21 protein-coding genes and 1 tRNA gene are annotated in these 19,095 nt (G+C 32.6%); 10 read left to right on the forward strand and 12 right to left on the reverse strand.

The window, feature by feature from the left end:
* The 7 genes from FUA24_RS17325 to FUA24_RS17355 all read left to right on the forward strand — a co-directional run.
* Positions 1 to 3,122, forward strand: a 3,122-nt coding sequence (locus tag FUA24_RS17325) for a T9SS type B sorting domain-containing protein (protein WP_148544332.1), incomplete at its 5' end; no start/stop codon positions are given.
* A gap of 23 nt (positions 3,123 to 3,145) precedes the next feature.
* The gene (locus FUA24_RS17330; protein ID WP_148544333.1) at positions 3,146 to 4,096 is read left to right on the forward strand and encodes a PorP/SprF family type IX secretion system membrane protein; all 951 of its coding nucleotides are present in this window, start codon (positions 3,146 to 3,148) and stop codon (positions 4,094 to 4,096) included.
* A 12-nt stretch (positions 4,097 to 4,108) separates the two neighbouring features.
* Entirely contained in the window at positions 4,109 to 6,073 is a 1,965-nt protein-coding gene (locus FUA24_RS17335; protein ID WP_148544334.1) for an OmpA family protein, read from the forward strand.
* A 108-nt stretch (positions 6,074 to 6,181) separates the two neighbouring features.
* Positions 6,182 to 6,721: an isopentenyl-diphosphate Delta-isomerase gene (gene idi, locus FUA24_RS17340; protein WP_148544335.1), complete on the forward strand. Its 540-nt coding sequence runs from the start codon at positions 6,182 to 6,184 to the stop codon at positions 6,719 to 6,721.
* Positions 6,705 to 7,115, forward strand: a complete 411-nt coding sequence (locus tag FUA24_RS17345; RefSeq protein WP_148544336.1) for a 6-pyruvoyl trahydropterin synthase family protein — start codon at positions 6,705 to 6,707, stop codon at positions 7,113 to 7,115. The genes idi and FUA24_RS17345 overlap by 17 nt, the downstream gene beginning before the upstream one ends.
* A 52-nt stretch (positions 7,116 to 7,167) precedes the next feature.
* Positions 7,168 to 7,434 (forward strand): hypothetical protein, encoded by a 267-nt coding sequence (locus tag FUA24_RS17350; protein WP_148544337.1) that lies wholly within the window; start codon positions 7,168 to 7,170, stop codon positions 7,432 to 7,434.
* Positions 7,435 to 7,497: 63 nt separating this feature from the next.
* Positions 7,498 to 7,571 (forward strand) — tRNA-Thr (locus FUA24_RS17355).
* A 58-nt stretch (positions 7,572 to 7,629) separates the two neighbouring features.
* On the opposite strand, the gene FUA24_RS17360 is transcribed toward FUA24_RS17355, so the two are convergent.
* Positions 7,630 to 8,337, reverse strand: coding sequence for a DUF4369 domain-containing protein (locus FUA24_RS17360; protein ID WP_148544338.1), 708 nt, complete (start codon positions 8,335 to 8,337; stop codon positions 7,630 to 7,632).
* Between the two features lie 46 nt (positions 8,338 to 8,383).
* A complete protein-coding gene (locus FUA24_RS17365; RefSeq protein ID WP_148544339.1) occupies positions 8,384 to 9,646 on the reverse strand; it encodes a DUF819 family protein in 1,263 nt (420 codons plus the stop codon).
* A gap of 539 nt (positions 9,647 to 10,185) precedes the next feature.
* On the opposite strand from FUA24_RS17365, the gene FUA24_RS17370 reads away from it, so the two are divergent.
* The gene (locus FUA24_RS17370; RefSeq protein ID WP_148544340.1) at positions 10,186 to 10,851 is read left to right on the forward strand and encodes a M15 family metallopeptidase; all 666 of its coding nucleotides are present in this window, start codon (positions 10,186 to 10,188) and stop codon (positions 10,849 to 10,851) included.
* 50 nt (positions 10,852 to 10,901) lie between these two features.
* Here FUA24_RS17370 and FUA24_RS17375 read toward each other — a convergent pair whose 3' ends face one another.
* Entirely contained in the window at positions 10,902 to 11,249 is a 348-nt protein-coding gene (locus tag FUA24_RS17375; protein WP_148544341.1) for a DUF6249 domain-containing protein, read from the reverse strand.
* Between the two features lie 129 nt (positions 11,250 to 11,378).
* On the opposite strand from FUA24_RS17375, the gene FUA24_RS17380 reads away from it, so the two are divergent.
* Both FUA24_RS17380 and FUA24_RS17385 read left to right on the forward strand, forming a co-directional pair.
* Positions 11,379 to 11,954 (forward strand): RNA polymerase sigma factor, encoded by a 576-nt coding sequence (locus FUA24_RS17380; RefSeq protein WP_148544342.1) that lies wholly within the window; start codon positions 11,379 to 11,381, stop codon positions 11,952 to 11,954.
* A complete protein-coding gene (locus FUA24_RS17385; RefSeq protein ID WP_148544343.1) occupies positions 11,947 to 12,357 on the forward strand; it encodes a hypothetical protein in 411 nt (136 codons plus the stop codon). The genes FUA24_RS17380 and FUA24_RS17385 overlap by 8 nt, the downstream gene beginning before the upstream one ends.
* A gap of 2 nt (positions 12,358 to 12,359) precedes the next feature.
* Here FUA24_RS17385 and FUA24_RS17390 read toward each other — a convergent pair whose 3' ends face one another.
* The 9 genes from FUA24_RS17390 to FUA24_RS17430 form a co-directional block, all read right to left on the reverse strand.
* The gene (locus tag FUA24_RS17390) at positions 12,360 to 12,866 is read right to left on the reverse strand and encodes a cupin domain-containing protein (protein ID WP_148544344.1); all 507 of its coding nucleotides are present in this window, start codon (positions 12,864 to 12,866) and stop codon (positions 12,360 to 12,362) included.
* The gene (locus tag FUA24_RS17395) at positions 12,866 to 13,807 is read right to left on the reverse strand and encodes a sterol desaturase family protein (protein ID WP_148544345.1); all 942 of its coding nucleotides are present in this window, start codon (positions 13,805 to 13,807) and stop codon (positions 12,866 to 12,868) included. Before FUA24_RS17395 ends, FUA24_RS17390 begins: the two co-directional genes overlap by 1 nt.
* A 101-nt stretch (positions 13,808 to 13,908) precedes the next feature.
* Complete coding sequence (locus FUA24_RS17400) at positions 13,909 to 14,553, reverse strand: MOSC domain-containing protein (RefSeq protein ID WP_148544346.1); 645 nt, start codon at positions 14,551 to 14,553, stop codon at positions 13,909 to 13,911.
* A complete protein-coding gene (locus FUA24_RS17405) occupies positions 14,553 to 14,996 on the reverse strand; it encodes a hypothetical protein (RefSeq protein ID WP_148544347.1) in 444 nt (147 codons plus the stop codon). Before FUA24_RS17405 ends, FUA24_RS17400 begins: the two co-directional genes overlap by 1 nt.
* Positions 14,997 to 15,064: 68 nt before the next feature.
* Positions 15,065 to 15,754 carry a helix-turn-helix transcriptional regulator gene (locus FUA24_RS17410; protein WP_148544348.1) on the reverse strand — a complete coding sequence of 230 codons (690 nt, stop codon included), beginning with the start codon at positions 15,752 to 15,754 and terminating at the stop codon, positions 15,065 to 15,067.
* A 99-nt stretch (positions 15,755 to 15,853) separates the two neighbouring features.
* Positions 15,854 to 16,231, reverse strand: coding sequence for a VOC family protein (locus tag FUA24_RS17415; RefSeq protein ID WP_148544349.1), 378 nt, complete (start codon positions 16,229 to 16,231; stop codon positions 15,854 to 15,856).
* Between the two features lie 122 nt (positions 16,232 to 16,353).
* Positions 16,354 to 17,676 (reverse strand): hypothetical protein, encoded by a 1,323-nt coding sequence (locus tag FUA24_RS17420; protein WP_148544350.1) that lies wholly within the window; start codon positions 17,674 to 17,676, stop codon positions 16,354 to 16,356.
* A gap of 108 nt (positions 17,677 to 17,784) precedes the next feature.
* Positions 17,785 to 18,495, reverse strand: coding sequence for a hypothetical protein (locus FUA24_RS17425; RefSeq protein WP_148544351.1), 711 nt, complete (start codon positions 18,493 to 18,495; stop codon positions 17,785 to 17,787).
* Positions 18,496 to 18,540: 45 nt separating this feature from the next.
* Positions 18,541 to 18,972 carry a MarR family winged helix-turn-helix transcriptional regulator gene (locus FUA24_RS17430; protein ID WP_148544352.1) on the reverse strand — a complete coding sequence of 144 codons (432 nt, stop codon included), beginning with the start codon at positions 18,970 to 18,972 and terminating at the stop codon, positions 18,541 to 18,543.
* Between the last annotated feature and the right edge of the window lie 123 nt (positions 18,973 to 19,095).

Genomic DNA, 19,095 nt, shown 5'->3' on the forward strand with positions numbered 1-19,095 from the left:
ATGAAGATGGAGATAGTAATGGAGATGATGATGATGAAGATGCATTAACCATTGTACCGGCTCAAGCTGATTTATCATTAACTAAGTTTGTGGTAGACGGTGATACAACACCTCTAATAGGTTCTGAAATTACCTTTGAAATTAGAGTATTTAATGATGGGCCTCAAGCAGCAACGGGTGTTGAAGTAGTAGATTTATTACCATCAGGGTATGACTTCATATTGTATAGTTCAACAGCTGGTTTATATGACGAAACCACAGGCGTTTGGTCAGTTGGAAGCATTGGAGCAGGAGAATATGAGTCTTTACTAATAGATGTATTAGTTAATGGTACGGGTGATTACTTAAACATTGCAGAGGTTACCGCTTCAGATGTTTATGATATTGATTCTACCCCAAATAATGATGATGGTGATCAGAGTGAAGACGATGAAGATAATGCTGTAGTAGCACCAGTTACACCAATGGCTGATCTTTCGTTAAACAAAGTAGTTGTTGATGGAGATACTTCACCGTTAACAGGAACTGAAATTACCTTTGAAATTACGGTGACTAATGATGGTCCACAAGATGCAACAGGAGTACAAATAACAGACCTGTTGCCATCAGGATATGACTTTATTTTATTTAGTTCTACCTCCGGTACTTATGATGAAAATACAGGGGTTTGGAATGTTGGAACTATAGCTAATGGAGGTACAGAGACATTACTAGTTGATGTACTTGTGAATCCTACCGGAAATTATGTAAATGTTGCCGAAGTAACAGCTTCCGATATTTTAGATCAAGATTCTACGCCGAACAACGATGATGGAGATCAAAGTGAAGATGATGAAGATAGTGAGGTGGTAACACCAGTTACACCAATGGCAGATCTTTCTTTAAACAAAGTGGTTGTTGATGGAGATACTTCACCATTGGTTGGAACAGAAATAACATTCCAAATAACCGTAACTAATGACGGGCCTCAAACCGCAACAGGTGTTGAAGTAGTGGACCTATTACCATCAGGATACGACTTCATATTATTTAGTTCAACGTCTGGAACTTATAATGAAACAACAGGACTTTGGACTGTTGGAAGTATTAACTCAGGAGAATCAGAAACATTATTAATTGATGTGCTTGTAAATGCTTCGGGAGACTATGTAAATGTAGCTCAGGTAACAGCTTCCGATATTTTAGATCCAGATTCTACACCGAACAACGATGATGGAGACCAAAGTGAAGATGATGAAGATAATGAAGTGGTAACTCCAATAGCTTCAGTTGCAGATTTATCTTTAACTAAAGACGTTGTAGATGGAGACTTAAATCCGCAAGTTGGAACAGAAATCACCTTTATAGTGACCATAACCAACGATGGACCTGAGCATGCTACGAATGTTGAAGTGACAGACTTACTACCATCAGGATTTGATTTCTTATTATTCAGTTCAACTTCTGGAACCTATGATGAAAACACAGGTGTATGGGATGTAGGAACTGTGGCCAATGGTGCTACAGAGACCTTACTAATAGACGTACTAGTAAATGGAACAGGAAATTATTTAAATATTGCTGAAGTAACAGCTTCAGATGTATTGGATAATGATTCTGCGCCAAATAATGATGATGGAGATCAAAGTGAAGATGATGAAGATAATGTATTAGTTACACCAGTGGTTGCTATGGCAGATTTATCATTAGAGAAAACTGTAGTAGATAGTGATGTAACACCAAATGTTGGTCAAGAAATCACCTTCCAAATTACAGTAACTAATGACGGGCCAGATGCTGCAACAGGAGTAGAAGTAACAGATGTATTACCTGTAGGATTCGATTTCATATTATACAGTGCAACATCAGGAATCTATAACGAAGGTACAGGTGTTTGGAATGTTGGAACTATTCAAAGCGGAAGCTCACAAATCTTATTTATAGATGTATTAATAAATGAGCCAACAGGAGCAAGCGGAGAATACTTTAATGTAGCAGAAATTACAGGCAGTGATGTTGTTGATCCCGATAGTTCACCAAATAATGATGATGGGGATCAGAGTGAAGATGATGAATCTGGTATTCTAATTTTAACTGAGACTGCAGATTTAAGTTTAACAAAATCGGTTAGTAATATTGACGCTAATGTAGGAGAGGTTATAACCTTTACTATTCAAATTGATAATGCTGGAGCTAACCAAGCAACAGGAGTAGCAATTGAAGATGTTATACCTATTGGATATAGCAATGTAACAAATATTAGTAATAGCGGATTTATTGACGATGATGAAATCATATGGAATAATTTAACCGTACCACTCACAGGTTTAACAATTACCTATCAAGCAACGGTTAACATGCCAACACTAGTAGAAGGTGAGTATTTAAATGTTGCTGAAATTATTGCAGCAGATCAATATGATCCAGATAGTACACCCAATAATGACAATGGTGATCAAAGTGAAGATGATGAAGACAGTGCGCAAATAAATACGCCAACAGTAGATATTGAGATTGTTAAAGCAGTAAGCGATGCCAACCCAAGTATTGCGGATGTAATAACATTTACCATATCCGCATCAAATTTAGGAGGTATTGATGCAACATCGGTAGAAATATTAGATGTGCTGCCTCAAGGATATGGTTTTGAATCAGCTACGGCTTCTTCAGGAACTTATAATACAGATACCAGTGTATGGCAGGTGCCTTTAGTTGCAGCTGGTTTAACAGAGACCTTAGAAATTACAGTAACGGTATTAGACGTAAATGATTATGTTAATACAGCATCTTTACAAGCGTTAGATCAAATAGATTCTAATGAGAATAACGATTCAGATACCGCTACAATTGATCCTCAGTGTTTAACAATTTATAAAGAATTCTCGCCGAATGGAAACGGTATGAATGAAGTGTTCTACATAGATTGTATAAACAATTATCCGAATAATACATTAAAGATTTATAACAGATGGGGTAATCTAGTTTACACCAAAGAAGGTTATGACAATACATTTGATGGTGTGTCTAACGGACGATCTGTTCTAAATAAGAACGAAAAGCTACCTGTAGGAACATATTATTATGTTCTAGACTTAGGGGATGGCTCTAAACAGAAATCAGGATGGTTATACTTAGTAAGATAATAAAGGATAAAAAAGATAATAAGATGTTCTCAAAATATATACATACAGATAAGAACGCAAAACAAGGCGTATCATTAAGTACCTTAGTACTAGGTCTATTATTAGCTCTTGCTAGTTATGGACAACAAGACCCTCAGTTTACAGATTATATGTTTAATACCTTAACCGTAAATTCTGCATATGCAGGTTCCAGAGGCCATTTATCTGTAACTGGTTTGCATAGAACCCAATGGGTGGGATTAGACGGCGCACCAGAGACTCAAACGTTTAGTATTGAGTCTCCGGTTGGCAAAAATGTTGGTTTAGGCTTTTCAATAGTAAATGATAAAGTAGGACCATCAAACGAGTTTTTCTTTGATGCTAACTTTTCATATACCGTTCATTTAAACAATGATAGTAGATTGTCCTTCGGAATAAAAGGAGGAGGAAGAATGCTCGATGTAGATTTTACTCCTGAATATCAACAACAACAAGGAGAAGCAATTTTTCAAGATATCAATAATAAGTTTTTGGCAACAATAGGAGCCGGAATCTATTGGCACAATGAAGATACTTACGTTGGTTTATCAGTCCCAAATTTTTTAACAGATAATCATTATGATGAAATACAAGATGCCATTGCTGCAGAACGATTGCATTATTTTTTCATAGCTGGTAAGGTGTTCGATTTAAGTCCAACAGTTAAATTTAAACCTGCATTTTTAGGAAAGTTCGTTGTTGGGGCGCCAGTTATAGCCGATGTATCTGCCAATTTCTTATTTAATGAAACATTGCGATTAGGAGTTGCCTATCGTTGGGACGATTCTGTAAGTGGTTTAGTTGGGTTGCAATTAGGTCCTAAACTAATGGTAGGTTATGCCTACGACTATACAACCACGGAACTTCAAAATTTTAATACCGGAACACATGAAATCATGCTGCGTTTTGAATTAAAATCTAAAGAAAAACAATTAAAATCACCTCGTTTCTTTTAATCCCTAACTATTATGAAAAAAGTATTAATAATTACAGTATTGTGTTTGTCTGGTTTGGGATACGCCCAAAGTGGAACAAAGAAAGCAGATAAATTATTTGACAAATTATGGTATAAAGAGGCGGCTGTGTTATATGAAACACATTTAAGAGCTTTACAAAATAAAAGCACCTTTAACGAAGCAGAATACAAAAGACTGCTAAAGAGAACAGGAGATGCCTATTTCTTTAATACAGATATGCACAACGCCTATAAATGGTATGATAAGTTGGTATCTGAATTTTTCTCTAGTGTAGAACCAGAATATATTTTTAGATACGCGCATACTTTAGAAGGTATAGAGAAATATAGAGATGCAAAGCGCTGGATGAAAGAATTTGCTAAAAGAACAAAAGATAAAGATGACAGATCCGAGCTTTTAAATCAAGAAGAGCTTACTGTAGAAGATGTTTTAGATATTGAGCCAAGATTTATACTAAAAAATGTATCTACTAATACGAAGTATTCAGACTTTGGAGCACAATATTATAAAAATGAATTAGTGTATTCTTCGGCTGTAGATTCTTCAACATTTCATACCAGAATCTACCATTGGAACGAACAACCCTTTTTGAACATGTACATTGGTCGTTTAAATGAAATAGAATCTGATCTTAGAAAATTAGGTGAGTTTTCAGAGGAATTAAATACTAGGTATCATGAAGCTACGTTGGCATTTTCTCCAGATGAAACAAAAGTATATTTTACTAGAAACAATTATAACGGAGATTTGGGAAGAGACAATAAAGGCACAAATCACCTAAAACTTTATAGTGCAGAATTGCTAAAAAATGAAGATGGAGAACTTGCTTGGCAAAACGTCAATGAGTTGCCTTTTAATAGTGAAGATTACTCTGTTGGGCATCCATCGGTAAGTTCAGATGGTAAATTACTTTATTTTGTTTCAGATATGCCTGGTAGCATTGGTGCTACAGATATTTTTGTTGTCGATATTTTAGAAAGCGGATATTCCAAACCAAGAAATCTTGGAGATAAGGTAAACACTGCGGGTAGAGAAATGTTTCCATACATTACAGATAATGTACTTTACTTAGCTTCAGATGGTCATTTAGGATTAGGAGGATTAGATGTTTATGAAAGTAAAATTATAGACGGAGAATTTGCTAATCCAAAGAATTTAGGAGCTCCATTAAACAGTAAAATGGATGATTTCGGATTCATTATAAAAGAAAACGAAAACAAAGGGTTTGTTTGTTCCAACAGAGTAGAAGGTAAGGGAGATGATGATATTTATTCTTTTGTAAGACTACCAGAACCAGATTGTGATCAAATAATAAAAGGCTATGTGTCAAACGCTCTAACAGGAGAACGTTTATCCAATGTAAAGATGCTTTTAGTTGCAGGTGGTGAGGAATTGGAGAGCACACAATCCGATATAAACGGAGCTTACAAATTCAAACAAGCGTTAAACTGTGATACTAAGTACAATGTTATTGCATTAAAGACAGGGTATGCAAAAAAGGATAAACCAGTTAAAACCTTAGATGAATCTGGAGAAACTATAGTTCCTTTAGGATTAGAAACGTTAAGTCCTTTAATTGTAGAGGAAGACGGTCTTTTAAAAATTAAAATTGGGATTATATATTTTGATTTAGATAAATCTTATATACGAAATGATGCCTCTATTGAGCTCAACAAAGTTGTCTTACTAATGAAACAATATCCAAGTATGGTAATTAGAATTGAATCTCATACAGATTCTCGAAATTCTCACAGTTACAATTTAGATTTATCCGATAGACGGGCAAAATCTACTAGAGATTATATTGTTAGTCAAGGCGTTGAAGCCAAAAGGATAGAAAGCGCACAAGGCTTTGGAGAAACACAACTTATTAATAATTGTAAAGATGGTGTTACTTGTACAGAAGGAGAACATCAACTTAACAGAAGATCGGAATTCATTATTTTAAAAATGTAGCGTTCTTCATTATTTATAGAGGGAAAAAGCACTTAAATTTTTAAGTGCTTTTTTATTTAAATAAACTTTATGAAACAAGTTTAATTTTGTTTGTATTTTTGTTGTACTATGGAAGAAGAAAAAGTAATTCTTGTAAACGAAAATGATGAGCAAATTGGTTTAATGCCTAAAATGGAAGCTCATGAAAAAGCTATACTTCACAGAGCATTTTCTGTATTCGTATTCAATGATAATAACGAGTTAATGTTGCAACAACGGGCATTAGATAAGTATCATTCACCAGGCCTTTGGACTAATACATGCTGTAGTCATCAGCGCAATGGAGAAAGTAATATTGAAGCTGGTAAGCGCCGTCTTCAAGAAGAAATGGGATTTGTAACAGAACTGCAAGAATCTATTTCATTTATGTACAAAGCGCCTTTTGACAACGGTTTAACCGAACACGAATATGATCATGTACTTTTAGGTAAATACAATGGAGAACCTGTAATTAATGAAGATGAAGTTGCAAGTTGGAAATGGATGCCATTAGAAGCTGTAAAAGTTGATATTAGCTTAAATCCCAATTCATATACTGAGTGGTTTAAGGTAATTTTTGATAAATTCTACGAACATATTAATCTATCTGCCAATGAGAGTAACAGTTAGTAGAAAAGCGCATTTTAATGCGGCGCACAGACTTTATAGAAAGGATTGGAGCGATGAAAAAAATGAACTGATTTTTGATAAATGTAGCAATCCGTATTTTCATGGACATAACTACGAACTTATAGTTAGTGTTACTGGAGAAATTGATCCAGAAACAGGTTATGTAGTGGATATGAAACTACTAAAGGAGATTATAAAAGAAGAAGTAGAAGACGCTTTTGATCATAAAAATTTAAACTTAGAAGTTCCTGAGTTTAAAGATTTAAATCCTACAGCAGAAAACATTGTTGTGGTTATCTATAACAAAGTAAGACCAAAAATTGAGTCGAATTTAGATTTAGAAATTACACTTTACGAAACACCAAGAAACTTTGTATCCTATTCTGGGAAATAAGTTTTTTGTTGAAATATTTACTTATATTTAATTAAATAAAAACCTATTTAAAATGGCGAATAAAAGAAACTTAAAGAAGGATATTAATAATGTTTTAGGAGATATTATTGAAGAAGTTTATGTATGGGAAATGGAAAACACAGATAAGGGTACAGAAGGAAGTGAGGCCATTATTGATGAGGCAATTCAAACATTTGATGACTTAATTGCTAAAGTAAATGCAAAAAACGTAGAAAATGTTAAAGCTCATTTTAAGACCATAAGTGCTGAGTTAGAGGACAAAGGAAAATCTCTTTTAGATAAACTTAATAAACTTTAAAAATTTTTTAATTAGGGTGTTGTAAATTATAAAATTGCTTTTATATTTGCACCCGTTAAAAACGCCGATATAGCTCAGCTGGCTAGAGCAGCTGATTTGTAATCAGCAGGTCGTGGGTTCGAGTCCCTCTATCGGCTCAACACAAAAAAAGCCTTTCAATTTTGAAAGGCTTTGCTTTTATATTGTTATTAAGGTTTAATCTTCAGTTTTACTCTCTTCTTTTATGTCCTTAATAAATTTATCTAAAGCTTTCCCGTATTTAGATGTTTTTACTTTAGGAGTTAAAGCATTGTTTATAGTGTCTAGCAAATTAATGTTTGCATTGTAAGCTTCTGTTAAGGCTAAATAAGGGGCCACCTCACTATTGCTATGATTAACAGCAAAATTTACTGTATATAGGTACTTGCGTCTAATAGATGCTTTATATTGTTTCTCAATTTGGTTAATTTTTGCAGTATCTCCAGCTTTCTGTGCTTCAAAATTTTCCTTTATAAGGTCAAGATTTTTATTGTTTAATTTTGATAATACGGCTAAATATTCCTCTAAGACCTTCTGTTGTTCGCTTCCTTTAATCTTAGCATCAAAAGCAAAATTTTTAACTGTAGTATTTATTTCGGTGACACCTTTATCTGCAAAAAAAGTAATTCTATCTTCAATTTTACTGTTCTTGTCTAAGTATAAGAAAAAAACCTCTGGAGAATCTAAATCACTATAAAGTTCAAATTGAGGCGTACCATTAACAACTATAGAGTCTACCGTAACTAGAACTGTATCTTTTGCTTTTTTTAGATATACGGTGCCTTTTTTTAGTCCCTTAACGTTGGTTTTTACCACTAAATCGCGTTGTTCTTTTCCGCAAGAAATAGCTATTAAAGCTAATAGAAATACTAATACTTTTTTCATTTAAAAAATTTGTTTGAGGGCAAATATATTTTAATTTTTTTAAAGGTTACATAGTTGATGCCATTTCCATTAAGCTAGCACAGAATAATGCTGAAAAAGTACCAATTGCATACCCAACAACAGCCAGTAATACACCTACAGTAGCTAATGAGGGATGAAAAGCAGCAGCTACAACAGGGGCAGAGGCAGCACCTCCTACATTAGCCTTACTCCCTACAGCTAAAAAGAAGTAAGGGGCTTTTATTAATTTTGCCACAACTATTAACAAGATAACATGAATAGCCATCCAAATTAAGCCCACGATTAACAAACCTGGGTTTTCAAATATAGATGCTAAATCCATTTTCATACCTATACTTGCTACAAGAATATAAATAAATACACTTCCTAATTTACTAGCACCAGCGCCTTCATATTTTTTTGCTTTAGTAAATGAAAGTATGATTCCTATAATAGTAGCAATCGTTATCATCCAGAAAAAAGTTGATGTGAATGATGCTAAAGCCGATGTCTTATCATTAAACGCCTCAAAACCAGTTAAGAAATTTGAAATGTTTCGGGAACCAAAATGAGAAATCCCAACTGCAAAGAATGCAACCCCAAACATTATCATGTAATCTGTTAAGTTTGGATTTTTAGCGACACTCTTTTCATAAGTAATTACTTTTTGTTTTAACTCTTCAATTGCTGTATTATCAGCTTTTAGCCAACGGTCTATTTTTTCTTTTTTACCAATACCAAATAACAAGAGTGCCATCCAAATTTGGGCAACAACGATATCAACTAAAATCATGGAGCCAAATTTTTCTGGATTGTATTTAAAGATTTCATACATGGCGGTTTGGTTAGCTCCACCTCCAATCCAACTTCCTGCTACAGTAGAAAGACCACGCCAAACAGCATCCGGTCCAGCGCCACCAACAGTATCTGGACTAAACGTTGATACGAGTAAAATAGCTATTGGCCCTCCAATAATAATACCTACAGTACCAGTGAAAAACATAATTAAAGCTTTGGGGCCAAGATTAAAAACAGATTTTAAATCTAAACTTAGAGTCATTAAAACTATTGCAGCTGGTAAGAGATAATTTTTTGCAATGGTATAAACCTTTGAGTGTTCTGGAGATATTAGTCCAACCGAATTTAATATTGCTGGTAATAAATAGCACATTAGAAGAGCTGGAATAAAGCTGTAGAATTTAGCCCAAGCACCAGTTTTTTTTGACGATGTATAGAATACAAGGGCTAGCATTAGCATTAATAATCCAAAAACTATAGTGTCATCTGTAAATATGGGTTGATTATTCATTAAATTAAAAAATAATGGTTTAAAATCACAATATAGGGAAAATAAAAGTATAGGTTTTTGGAGTTTGGCACGATGCTTGATACTTATAAAGTAAATTATAAAAGTTTATTGAGTGGTACTTTAAACTTGGTAATTTAAATTCATATTTTTGGTTAGTTAGTTAGAAAAAAGCATCTTCTTCAAGATGCTTTTTTAGTTTTTGTAAGGAAAGGAAATAGGGTATTTCTAAATGAGGTTTGTGTATTTTAGCCGATATTATCGATGTTTGAACTTTAAATGTTAAAAATAAATGCATTTCATCGATTTATAATGTTTTTTATCGTTTTTATTCAGAGATAAGTTTACCTTTGAAGTGTACTAAATAACATACTTTTTAGTTCAATGGATTAATTAATTAATATTTGCATTATGTTAGTTGATATAGAGACCCTAAATCTACTTCGTAATAAAAAAGCAAATTAAAAAAGAACCGGGTTTGAGGGAACTCGGTTTTTTTGTGTCCAATTATTTACAACAAATTTTATTTAAATTAGCTGATAATGAAATTAGCAGTTAAAATCCTTTTTCTTAGCGTTGTAAACTTGTGTTTTTCCCAATTACCAGAAGGGTTTGTCTATGTGGAAGAAATAATTCCAGATTTGGAAGTTCAACTAAAGTATTATGGAACAAACAATTTTTTAGGGACTAAAGTTAACGGGTACCATTCCAACAAATTAATTCTTACTAGGAAAGCAGCGATTGCCTTAAAATCGGTACATGAGGATTTGCAGCGTCGTAATTTATGCTTAAAAGTTTTTGATGGCTATAGACCTCAAACGGCTGTAAACCATTTTATGGGTTGGGCTCGAAATTTAAACGATACAATAAATAAACACAAGTTTTATCCGGATGTTAAAAAGGAAAACTTGTTTAAAGAAGAATATATAGCCTCTAGATCTGGACACAGTAGGGGAAGTACTGTAGATTTAACCATTGTAGATGGAAACACAGGTGTGCCTATAGACATGGGAAGTATGTTCGATTTTTTTGGAGAACAGTCTTGGGTAAATTATGATAAGGTTACAAAAGAGCAGAAAGCCAACAGAATGCTTTTACAAAAAGTAATGCTAAAACATGGCTTTAGAGGTTATGCCAAAGAATGGTGGCATTTTACGCTAAATAATGAGCCATTTCCCAAAACTTATTTTGATTTTCCGATAGAATAAAAAAACCGCCTTTAAAGAAAAGCGGTTTTAAGTTTTTTGATTGATGATTATTATTCCTTATCTAAATTTTTAGTCATATTAAATCCAACGAATAAGCCTACCCCAGCCATTAAGAAAATGCATCCTGGTATAACGGCATCTTCATCTAGTGTTGTATAGGTTTGTAATATAGATCCTAAAAATATTCCAACACCTATTCCCATTAATAATAAAGACATATTTAGAATTAACACTTTCCAAATAGGAGCGGTGCTTTTTCTGCCTTTAACAAAAATGCTGGCGTCTGCACCTTTTTCTATTAAAGCTAATCGTTCTTTATTTCTGGTGGAAAAGTATAAGTAAAATACCCCAAAAATAGCACCAAATATAATTGGTATAATAATTAATTCTGAACCCATAATTGTTTGTTTTTAATTGATTAATTTAATGTGTTTGTAATTATGACGATACCTTTTTTATTTAGGTTACAACTTTTTTTTATTTTTTTTCTGTAACCTAAAATAAGTTTGGGTCGTCCTACCATTAAAATGACCACTAACGATCAAGATTATATCAACCAAACATTAAATGGCAACAGCAATGCTTTTGCCATGTTAGTTAATAGATATAAAGATATGGTTTATACACTAACGTTAAGAATGCTTAAGAATAGGGAAGAGGCAGAAGAAGTTGCCCAAGATACCTTTGTTAAAATGTATAAATCATTATCTAAATTTAAGGGCGATTCTAAATTCTCTACTTGGGTATATAAAATTGCATATAATACAAGTTTAGACAGGATAAAGAAAAACAAAAAGTATTTGAACAATGTGGCAATAGATGAGTACACCGAACATGAAGTAAAAACCATAAATAATGCCCTAACGTCTATAGAAAATAAGGAAAAAGAAGAGGCTATTAAACATTGCATTAATCTGCTACCTCCAGATGATAGCTTTTTATTAACTTTATTCTACTATAACGACCAAACTTTAGATGAAATAGCCAAAGCAATGAATTTAACACCAAATAATGTTAAAGTTAAGTTGTTTAGAAGTAGAAAAAAACTGGCTAAAATTTTAGAGAAACGATTAGAAAAAGAAATAATTGAGCAATATGGATAAGACTGATAAATATTTAGATGAATTGAGTAAAGAAGTATTTAAGAATGCTTCTATTGATAGGCCTTCGATTGATTTTACCGCTTCTGTAATGTCTCAAATTTCTAAATTAGAAACGTCAACAACTACTTATAAACCTCTTATTTCAACAAAAGGATGGTTGTTAACTGCGCTGTCTACTGTTTTATTTATTGTATGTATTGGACTTAGTAGTGGCTCCATAAATACTAGTTCTTGGTTTGAGTCTATTGATTTGTCCAACATTTTAAATATTGATTTAGTAGGGAAGCTCCCTTCACTATCATTATCTAATACTTTTATTTATGCCGTTGTCTTGTTTGGAGTTATGTTTGCCATTCAAGTTCCTTTTTTGAAAAACTATTTCAATGCACAATTAAAAGTCTAAGGCTAGACTCTGGTGAGTTTAGAAATAATTGCTGTATGCTCCGGAAATTTTGATATCAGCATTTCTCGTTTTGGAAGGTTAAAATCTCTAAAGTCAAACCCTGGTGAAACCGTACATCCAACTAAGGAATAATCGCCATTATCAATAACTTCGGCAGCAAACCAATCTCTTGCCTTTACTGTAAATTGTGGCGTTTGGTTATTCAATACGTCATTACCAATTATTACTTCAGAATACGTTCCCGTTTCCGAAATAATATGTAGTTTTAAAGGAGAGCCTTTATAAAAATGCCACATTTCATCCTGATTTATTCTGTGAAATGCTGAAAACGTATTGGATGTTAATAGGAAGTATATTCCTGTAGAGTAATTTCTATCACCAGAGAAAGAATCATTTAGGTTGGTATTAGTTATAATACCATTGCTTCTATAAGTTTCTTTATAATAACCACCTTCTGGATGAGGTAATAAACCCAGCTGTTCAATAATACGCTTAATAGACTGTTTCATCACTTTGCTGAAACTGCTGGTATATGACCATTGGCAATAGCTTGTCGCATTTGTTTAATAGTTAAAGTACTACCATCATGACTCCAACCTGGAGGACCAAAAGCATACATGAATTTATGATACCAGTTAGGGCTTTTTTTCATATCGCGCCAAATGTCTCTATACTCATGTGTTAAAATAACAAAGGGATTAAAAGAGTTTGGCGGTTTGGTAACACCATATTCAATATCAATATTATCATCTAGTTCTTTCCAAGTACCAAATATCTTGTCAAAAATATTCAAAAAACCACCATGGTTCTTGTCCATATATTCTAGGTTTCTAGCATGATGAACTTGATGCATGGTGTGCGTGTTCATTATTTTTTCTATAAAACCTAATTTAGGAATATATACAGAATGCAGCTGAAATTGCCAAAGTGCCTCTATACCTAAACAGACAACCACCATTTCCGGAGGAAATCCTATAGCAGGAATCCACATGTAGAAAAATGGTTTGTATAAAATTGTAAACCAACCATTCCTTACAGCCGTTCCTAAGTTAAAATTATCTGAAGAATGATGCACAATATGGGCAGCCCAAAGGAAACGTACCATATGGTTTTGTCTGTGAAACCAGTAATAAGCAAAATCATCAAGCAATTGGCAGGCCAACCAAATATACCAGGCATATCCAAAAGACTGGTAACCCATTATGTTGGTTCTTACACCATCTACCAAAGGATTAAATAAGTCATAAACTATATTAAAAATTACTATAGCAGATATGGTTTTTAAAAGTGGTGCTAAAATTGCCGATCCTAGCCCCATAAAAAGGCTAGACCCTAAATCTTTCCACTCGTAAAGTTCTTTTTTATTATGGGTTTTACTATAGGTAAGTTCAACTAAAATAAGCCCTAAAAAGCAGGGTACACCATAAACTAGAGGGTTTGTAAAATCCATGTATTATTAGAGAGTAAAATGTAAAATAGTACTATTATTTTTTTAAAATTTTCTAAATATATAACAGTTTTTTAAATGAAAAAGTATTGGATAGCTTTTTTCTATTTATTTTTTTCAACGAAAGCCTTTAGTTTATCACGTTTTTTTTGGGGAATAGCATCATTGTTTTCAATCATTTTAATGAGATTTTCATCTTTGTTTTTTGAAAATAGTAGATTGAAAAATGCTCTGGTTGAGAGACTGTTTTTACGTTTTTCAACGAGTTCAAATTCATCTCCAATTTTCACATTACCTTCTTCTAATACCCTAACATAAGTTCCTGAATATCCATGATCTATAAACTGTTTTAAAGCATCTTGAGAGCCAAATTTATAGCCAAATTTATAGCAGGGTTCTCTGGGTTGTGTTATTTGTACTAGTGCATCGCCAACTTTATAAATATCACCAATGTGAATTTGCTCTTCATTTAACCCTTCTACAGTTAAGTTTTCACCAAACATACCCCAATTCCATTCTAAATTAGGATAAAGGTCTTTCCAATAGTCATAATGATCTTTTGAAAATAAGTAACACGCTTTAAATTCACCTCCATGATGTTTACGGTCTGTTACCGTATCATGCCTTACATCAGATTTTCCTAAATAAATGGGAGAATCTGTTGGTTTTTTGTAAATACCTGTAACGACTTCTTTACCATTCCAAGTGATAGTAGTTGGTTTAGCAGTATTAGTTGAAATTATTTTCATTAGTTTTTGTCAAAATTTAAGTTTTGTAGTTTGGCAGCTTCTTTAATTTCATCATCTAAATCATCATCAAAGGAAAACGCAAATAACATCCATTTATCATTAGGTTTATAAAATTTAAAAATAAATCTTAGTGGCTGGCGATCATATTTAATCATATACGAGTAAAGTGCAAAACTTTGAGATAGTTTCTTTGTTATTATAAGTTCATTGCCATAATACTTTCCCATAAAATCTTCAGTAAGACTATTAATGGTTTGAACTACTTTTTCAATATTATCTTTTTTGACTTTTGTCCATTTATTGGTGGCATATAAATCTCTTACAGCTTTTTCAGGACTTTCTGCATATGTTGAAAAGAAACTATCTAATAACTCTTTTGGGGTGGATTGAGAGGATATGTTCAATGAAGAACATAGAAGAATAAGGATTAAGAGGTTTTTCATAATAAATTAGCTTTTAAGAGACTAAATTAGATGAAAAATCTTTCGATTAAAAACGTTTTTAAAATTAATTATTCTTTATAAGGACAGGTTTGAAAATACGCTTGGAGGTTAAACTGCCTATCTTCAAATTTTTGGTGAAGGATTTTGAAGTGCTTAATTCTATCAATTCTAAAGGCTCTAAACTCATTTCTTAAATGACACCAAGCTATCAATATCCATTTGTTATTCATAGAATAAAAGGCATAAGGTTCAATTTTTCTAAATGAAATATTAGGATCGTCGGCTTTTTGGTAGTTAATCTCAACAAAATTTAAATTGGTTATTGCCAATTGAATATCAGAAAGCGCGTTACTTGAAAAGTCTTCATAGTCGAAATCAAAAACTCTTATATTGCTTTCTAAGCGTTCAATTTTTTCTTGTACAGAAGTTCTAAAAACAGATTTTATTTTAATAAGTGCCTCTCGAAAATCTTTAGCAAACGAGGCGTCTTTAGTCTGGCTCACCAAATGTTGCGCTGTGATTAAAGCATTAGCTTCTTTTTCGGTAAACTGAACAGGAGAAACTTGATAACCTTCCATTAGGGAGTAACCTCTGCCTTCTATTGTAGTTACTGGTATACCAGCTTCTTCTAGTTTTCTGATGTCTCTATAAATAGTACGAATACTTACATTGTATTTATTTGCCAATTCTGTGGCCGTTAAGAGCCTTTTAGATCTTAATAAAGTAAGAATTGATATGAGTCTTGGTAATTGAGACATAGTAACAAAGATAGCGAACCGGTTTACAATTCGCTATCACTTTGTTTTTGATTGTGTTTTAACTCATGTTCGGTTTTTATTATTGATGAAAGGTAAAAATTAGTTCCAAGAATGTAATGCAATTCTGTTACCTTCTGTATCAATAAATTGAGCCATAAAGCCATTTTCTCCTATTGCCGTTTTAGGCATAATAATTTTACCACCAGCATCTTCTACTTTACTAAGTGGTGTAGCTAAATTGTCCCCGCCATTGAGGTAAATAGTAGGACCGTCGCTAGTTGGTTTTTGACCCTCTCCTTCTATTAATCCTCCACCAACACCCTCTGCTTCATTGTCATGAGCAAACATACCATACTTAACATTTTGCTCTGGCATTGGATGATCTTCAATTTCAGAATCTAAAACTGTTGAATAAAAAGATTTTGCTCTTTCATAATTAGTTACGGGAATTTCAAACCAGCTAATTGCATTTTTCATTTGATAATAATTTTATTGATTAAACTTATATGCAAATTTAAAAGCGGTAGTGTCGTTTTATGTCAGGGGTGTTTTTCTATTTGATTTTTTATTAATGCTTGAAGGTAAATAAGCAGTATTTGCTAGTTTTTATAATACCAGAAAGGAATTCTTGCAATCGTAAGTATTGCGGTGTCTTTTTCTTTAATACGGTAGCGTTTTAAATTGAGAATATGTTTTCCCTCAGATAGACTTGAAGTTCCTAAATAGGTTTCAAAACCAAGGGTTCCTTTTTTCGTTTTTCCAACTAAGAATTCAGTGTTTAATTTTAAGGTATCAATTGAGATAAAGTATATGCTGTTAAATGTTTTTACATAGGCGTTTTGTAAACTGTCTTTTTTACCACTACTAATCCAATTATTACTAATTTGTATATCGGACTTAATACCTCTAATATCTTTTTTAGGTTTTAGTCCTGGATTATAGTAAAACATTCTATCTTCTATGTTATCGTCGTATTTAACGAAAACCTTAATGTAAGGATCTGAAATTACTTTCGATTGGATAAATACTCTGTTAATTTCTTCTAGTTTTTCGTCAAACAGATCCTCGTAGTTATGATTATTCAAAGTAAAAGTAGTGGAACGTAAATCACCATTAAAATAGTTGGAATTATTATACTTAAAACTTGTTGCAAAAAAAAGTAAGATAAAAAGAGGGACTAAAAAAGCACTTAGTCGCTTTCCAAATTTATTATCTAAAAAATTATAGATAATGGGTCTGTACAGAAAGGATAATGTAATAAAGCTAAAAACCCAGTAAATAGGAAAGTATACTTTGGAAATCCAATTTTTTTTCTTGAGTAATCCTTGGGTAATTGAATCAAAAAAGGTAAGTAACGCACCAAAGGTTACAAAAAGCATTAGTACAATACCAACACCTTTAGATATCCAAGATGGTAATGCATCATTGCCTATTATATAATTACCAATTAAAGCAATAACGATAATTGTGAAAGTGAGAGCCAGAACATAAAAAATGAGTAAAAACGAAATGGCAAAAATAATGCTACAGTAGTTTTCTAGAATGCCAATGTATTTATCAAAAGAACCAACTTTAATTTTTAAATATTTGGTAAACCTTCTGCTATAATTTAAACTATCATAATCTATGTCTCCAGAAACATATCTTAAACCAAGAGCACCAATCCATAAACCTCTTAAAAGGACATGAAGTAGTAAGTTGAATATTAATATGGCACATGAAATAAGAGCAACAATACTTATAATAAATTTGTATATCTGCTGCGCATTTTTTGCCTCCATGGCACTTACGGAAAGCGGTTCATAAGCTGTAAAAAGTCCAAAAATGGCAAAACCAGATATTAAAAGCTCTAATTGCCAGCTCTCTTCTTGAAGCTTTTGAAGGAGTTTTTTAAAAGCTGGATTATTATAGTCGTTGTTCATTGAAGACAAATTAGTCCTGACAAGATAGTTACTTTTCGCTAAATATCTTAGTCCTAAAATATCTGGTTAGTTTTTGGCTTAAGTTTGTTAAATGGAATTTATGATGAGTTAGTTTTGTTTATTTTGTAGTAATTGTGTAATTGATAGCACGTGCATAAATATGGCGGAAGGCATTATAAATGCAGGTAATAATAAGTACGGAAATTGATTAAATTCTAGTGATATTTTGGAGTTGGTTTGCCCCCAAATTTCGGGGAAATAGAATGAAGATATAAATGTGAAAGCTGCAAATAAAACAATACATATCCCCAATACATTCCAGAATAAAAGAAACCTTTTATTAGGATGCGTGTTTTTTGCTGTATATATAGACACAAAAATTGCTGAAATACCTAAAAGAATATCGTAATTAGCTCCTGCAAATGTTACTTGTATTGGAAGTATGCCTTGTAAAAAGGTAGCATAAAACAAGGATTCAATGCATGCCCTAAAACTTTGAAAGGCAATAGGCACATATATGGGTATAACTTGTAAAATCTTATTGCTCCTATGAACACGCGTAAAAACTATTGTAAACGTTATAAGCGGTAAGATCATTACTAATGGAATTCTTGGAGGTAAAGTGAGGTCATAATAGAAACCAGTATTGTGCAATGCTATTTGAAAGATGAGCCAAATACCAAGTATACCAGTGGCTACAAGCATGTATTTCTTTCTGAGAAATGACGCTAAGCTTAATTTTTTGGCGTTAACATTGTAAACATAAAGGATTATTAACCATAGTGTTAGGAATAGGACTGTATAAGCTAGTTTTAACATAAATATAGTTTTAAGTTGTATATACAACTATTGATTGAAATTTTTTTAATGCTCTAGTTTTGATGTTAGTACATTTAGTGCATTAACACCATCAGACCCAATAGTTTCTTTAATTTCCTCCATAGCTTTTTCCCAAGCAGGCATAATGTCATTAAGCAATTGCCAACCATTATCTGTAAGTTCCAATTCCTTTGTGCCAAGTACTGTAACTATATTGGTTTGCACCAGCCTGTTAATGTTTCTATGAACAGTGGATTTCTCTAGGAATAAAATATCCGATATTGTTTTCTGATTACACGTCTTTACTTTAGATAATACAAATAACATACTTAATTGACTGTCAGTAATATTAAATGGAGCCAAATACTGTCTGAAAACATTAGCAATAATCCTATTACAACGCATTACTTTGCCAGAAATGCAGTCTTTAGGATTAAAATCTTCCTTAATATTCGGGTATGTTTTTGTTCTATCCACGTTACAAATATAAAACATAGGGTTGTATATACAACTATGTGATACTTCCTATTTTATCAACTAATCTATTTTGCTATGGGAGATGGAAAGAAAAAACGCGTGATTATATCACGCGTTTCTAGC

It is taken from the genome of Seonamhaeicola marinus (genome assembly GCF_008085455.1).

Excerpts from the sequence above, each read along its gene's own strand:
- FUA24_RS17330 (WP_148544333.1), top strand. The coding sequence starts at position 3,146 with ATGTTCTCAAAATATATACATACAGATAAGAACGCAAAACAAGGCGTA.
- FUA24_RS17335 (WP_148544334.1), top strand. The coding sequence starts at position 4,109 with ATGAAAAAAGTATTAATAATTACAGTATTGTGTTTGTCTGGTTTGGGA.
- idi (WP_148544335.1), top strand. The coding sequence starts at position 6,182 with ATGGAAGAAGAAAAAGTAATTCTTGTAAACGAAAATGATGAGCAAATT.
- FUA24_RS17345 (WP_148544336.1), top strand. The coding sequence starts at position 6,705 with ATGAGAGTAACAGTTAGTAGAAAAGCGCATTTTAATGCGGCGCACAGA.
- FUA24_RS17350 (WP_148544337.1), top strand. The coding sequence starts at position 7,168 with ATGGCGAATAAAAGAAACTTAAAGAAGGATATTAATAATGTTTTAGGA.
- FUA24_RS17360 (WP_148544338.1), bottom strand. The coding sequence starts at position 8,337 with ATGAAAAAAGTATTAGTATTTCTATTAGCTTTAATAGCTATTTCTTGC.
- FUA24_RS17365 (WP_148544339.1), bottom strand. The coding sequence starts at position 9,646 with ATGAATAATCAACCCATATTTACAGATGACACTATAGTTTTTGGATTA.
- FUA24_RS17370 (WP_148544340.1), top strand. The coding sequence starts at position 10,186 with ATGAAATTAGCAGTTAAAATCCTTTTTCTTAGCGTTGTAAACTTGTGT.
- FUA24_RS17375 (WP_148544341.1), bottom strand. The coding sequence starts at position 11,249 with ATGGGTTCAGAATTAATTATTATACCAATTATATTTGGTGCTATTTTT.
- FUA24_RS17380 (WP_148544342.1), top strand. The coding sequence starts at position 11,379 with ATGACCACTAACGATCAAGATTATATCAACCAAACATTAAATGGCAAC.
- FUA24_RS17385 (WP_148544343.1), top strand. The coding sequence starts at position 11,947 with ATGGATAAGACTGATAAATATTTAGATGAATTGAGTAAAGAAGTATTT.
- FUA24_RS17390 (WP_148544344.1), bottom strand. The coding sequence starts at position 12,866 with ATGAAACAGTCTATTAAGCGTATTATTGAACAGCTGGGTTTATTACCT.
- FUA24_RS17395 (WP_148544345.1), bottom strand. The coding sequence starts at position 13,807 with ATGGATTTTACAAACCCTCTAGTTTATGGTGTACCCTGCTTTTTAGGG.
- FUA24_RS17400 (WP_148544346.1), bottom strand. The coding sequence starts at position 14,553 with ATGAAAATAATTTCAACTAATACTGCTAAACCAACTACTATCACTTGG.
- FUA24_RS17405 (WP_148544347.1), bottom strand. The coding sequence starts at position 14,996 with ATGAAAAACCTCTTAATCCTTATTCTTCTATGTTCTTCATTGAACATA.
- FUA24_RS17410 (WP_148544348.1), bottom strand. The coding sequence starts at position 15,754 with ATGTCTCAATTACCAAGACTCATATCAATTCTTACTTTATTAAGATCT.
- FUA24_RS17415 (WP_148544349.1), bottom strand. The coding sequence starts at position 16,231 with ATGAAAAATGCAATTAGCTGGTTTGAAATTCCCGTAACTAATTATGAA.
- FUA24_RS17420 (WP_148544350.1), bottom strand. The coding sequence starts at position 17,676 with ATGAACAACGACTATAATAATCCAGCTTTTAAAAAACTCCTTCAAAAG.
- FUA24_RS17425 (WP_148544351.1), bottom strand. The coding sequence starts at position 18,495 with ATGTTAAAACTAGCTTATACAGTCCTATTCCTAACACTATGGTTAATA.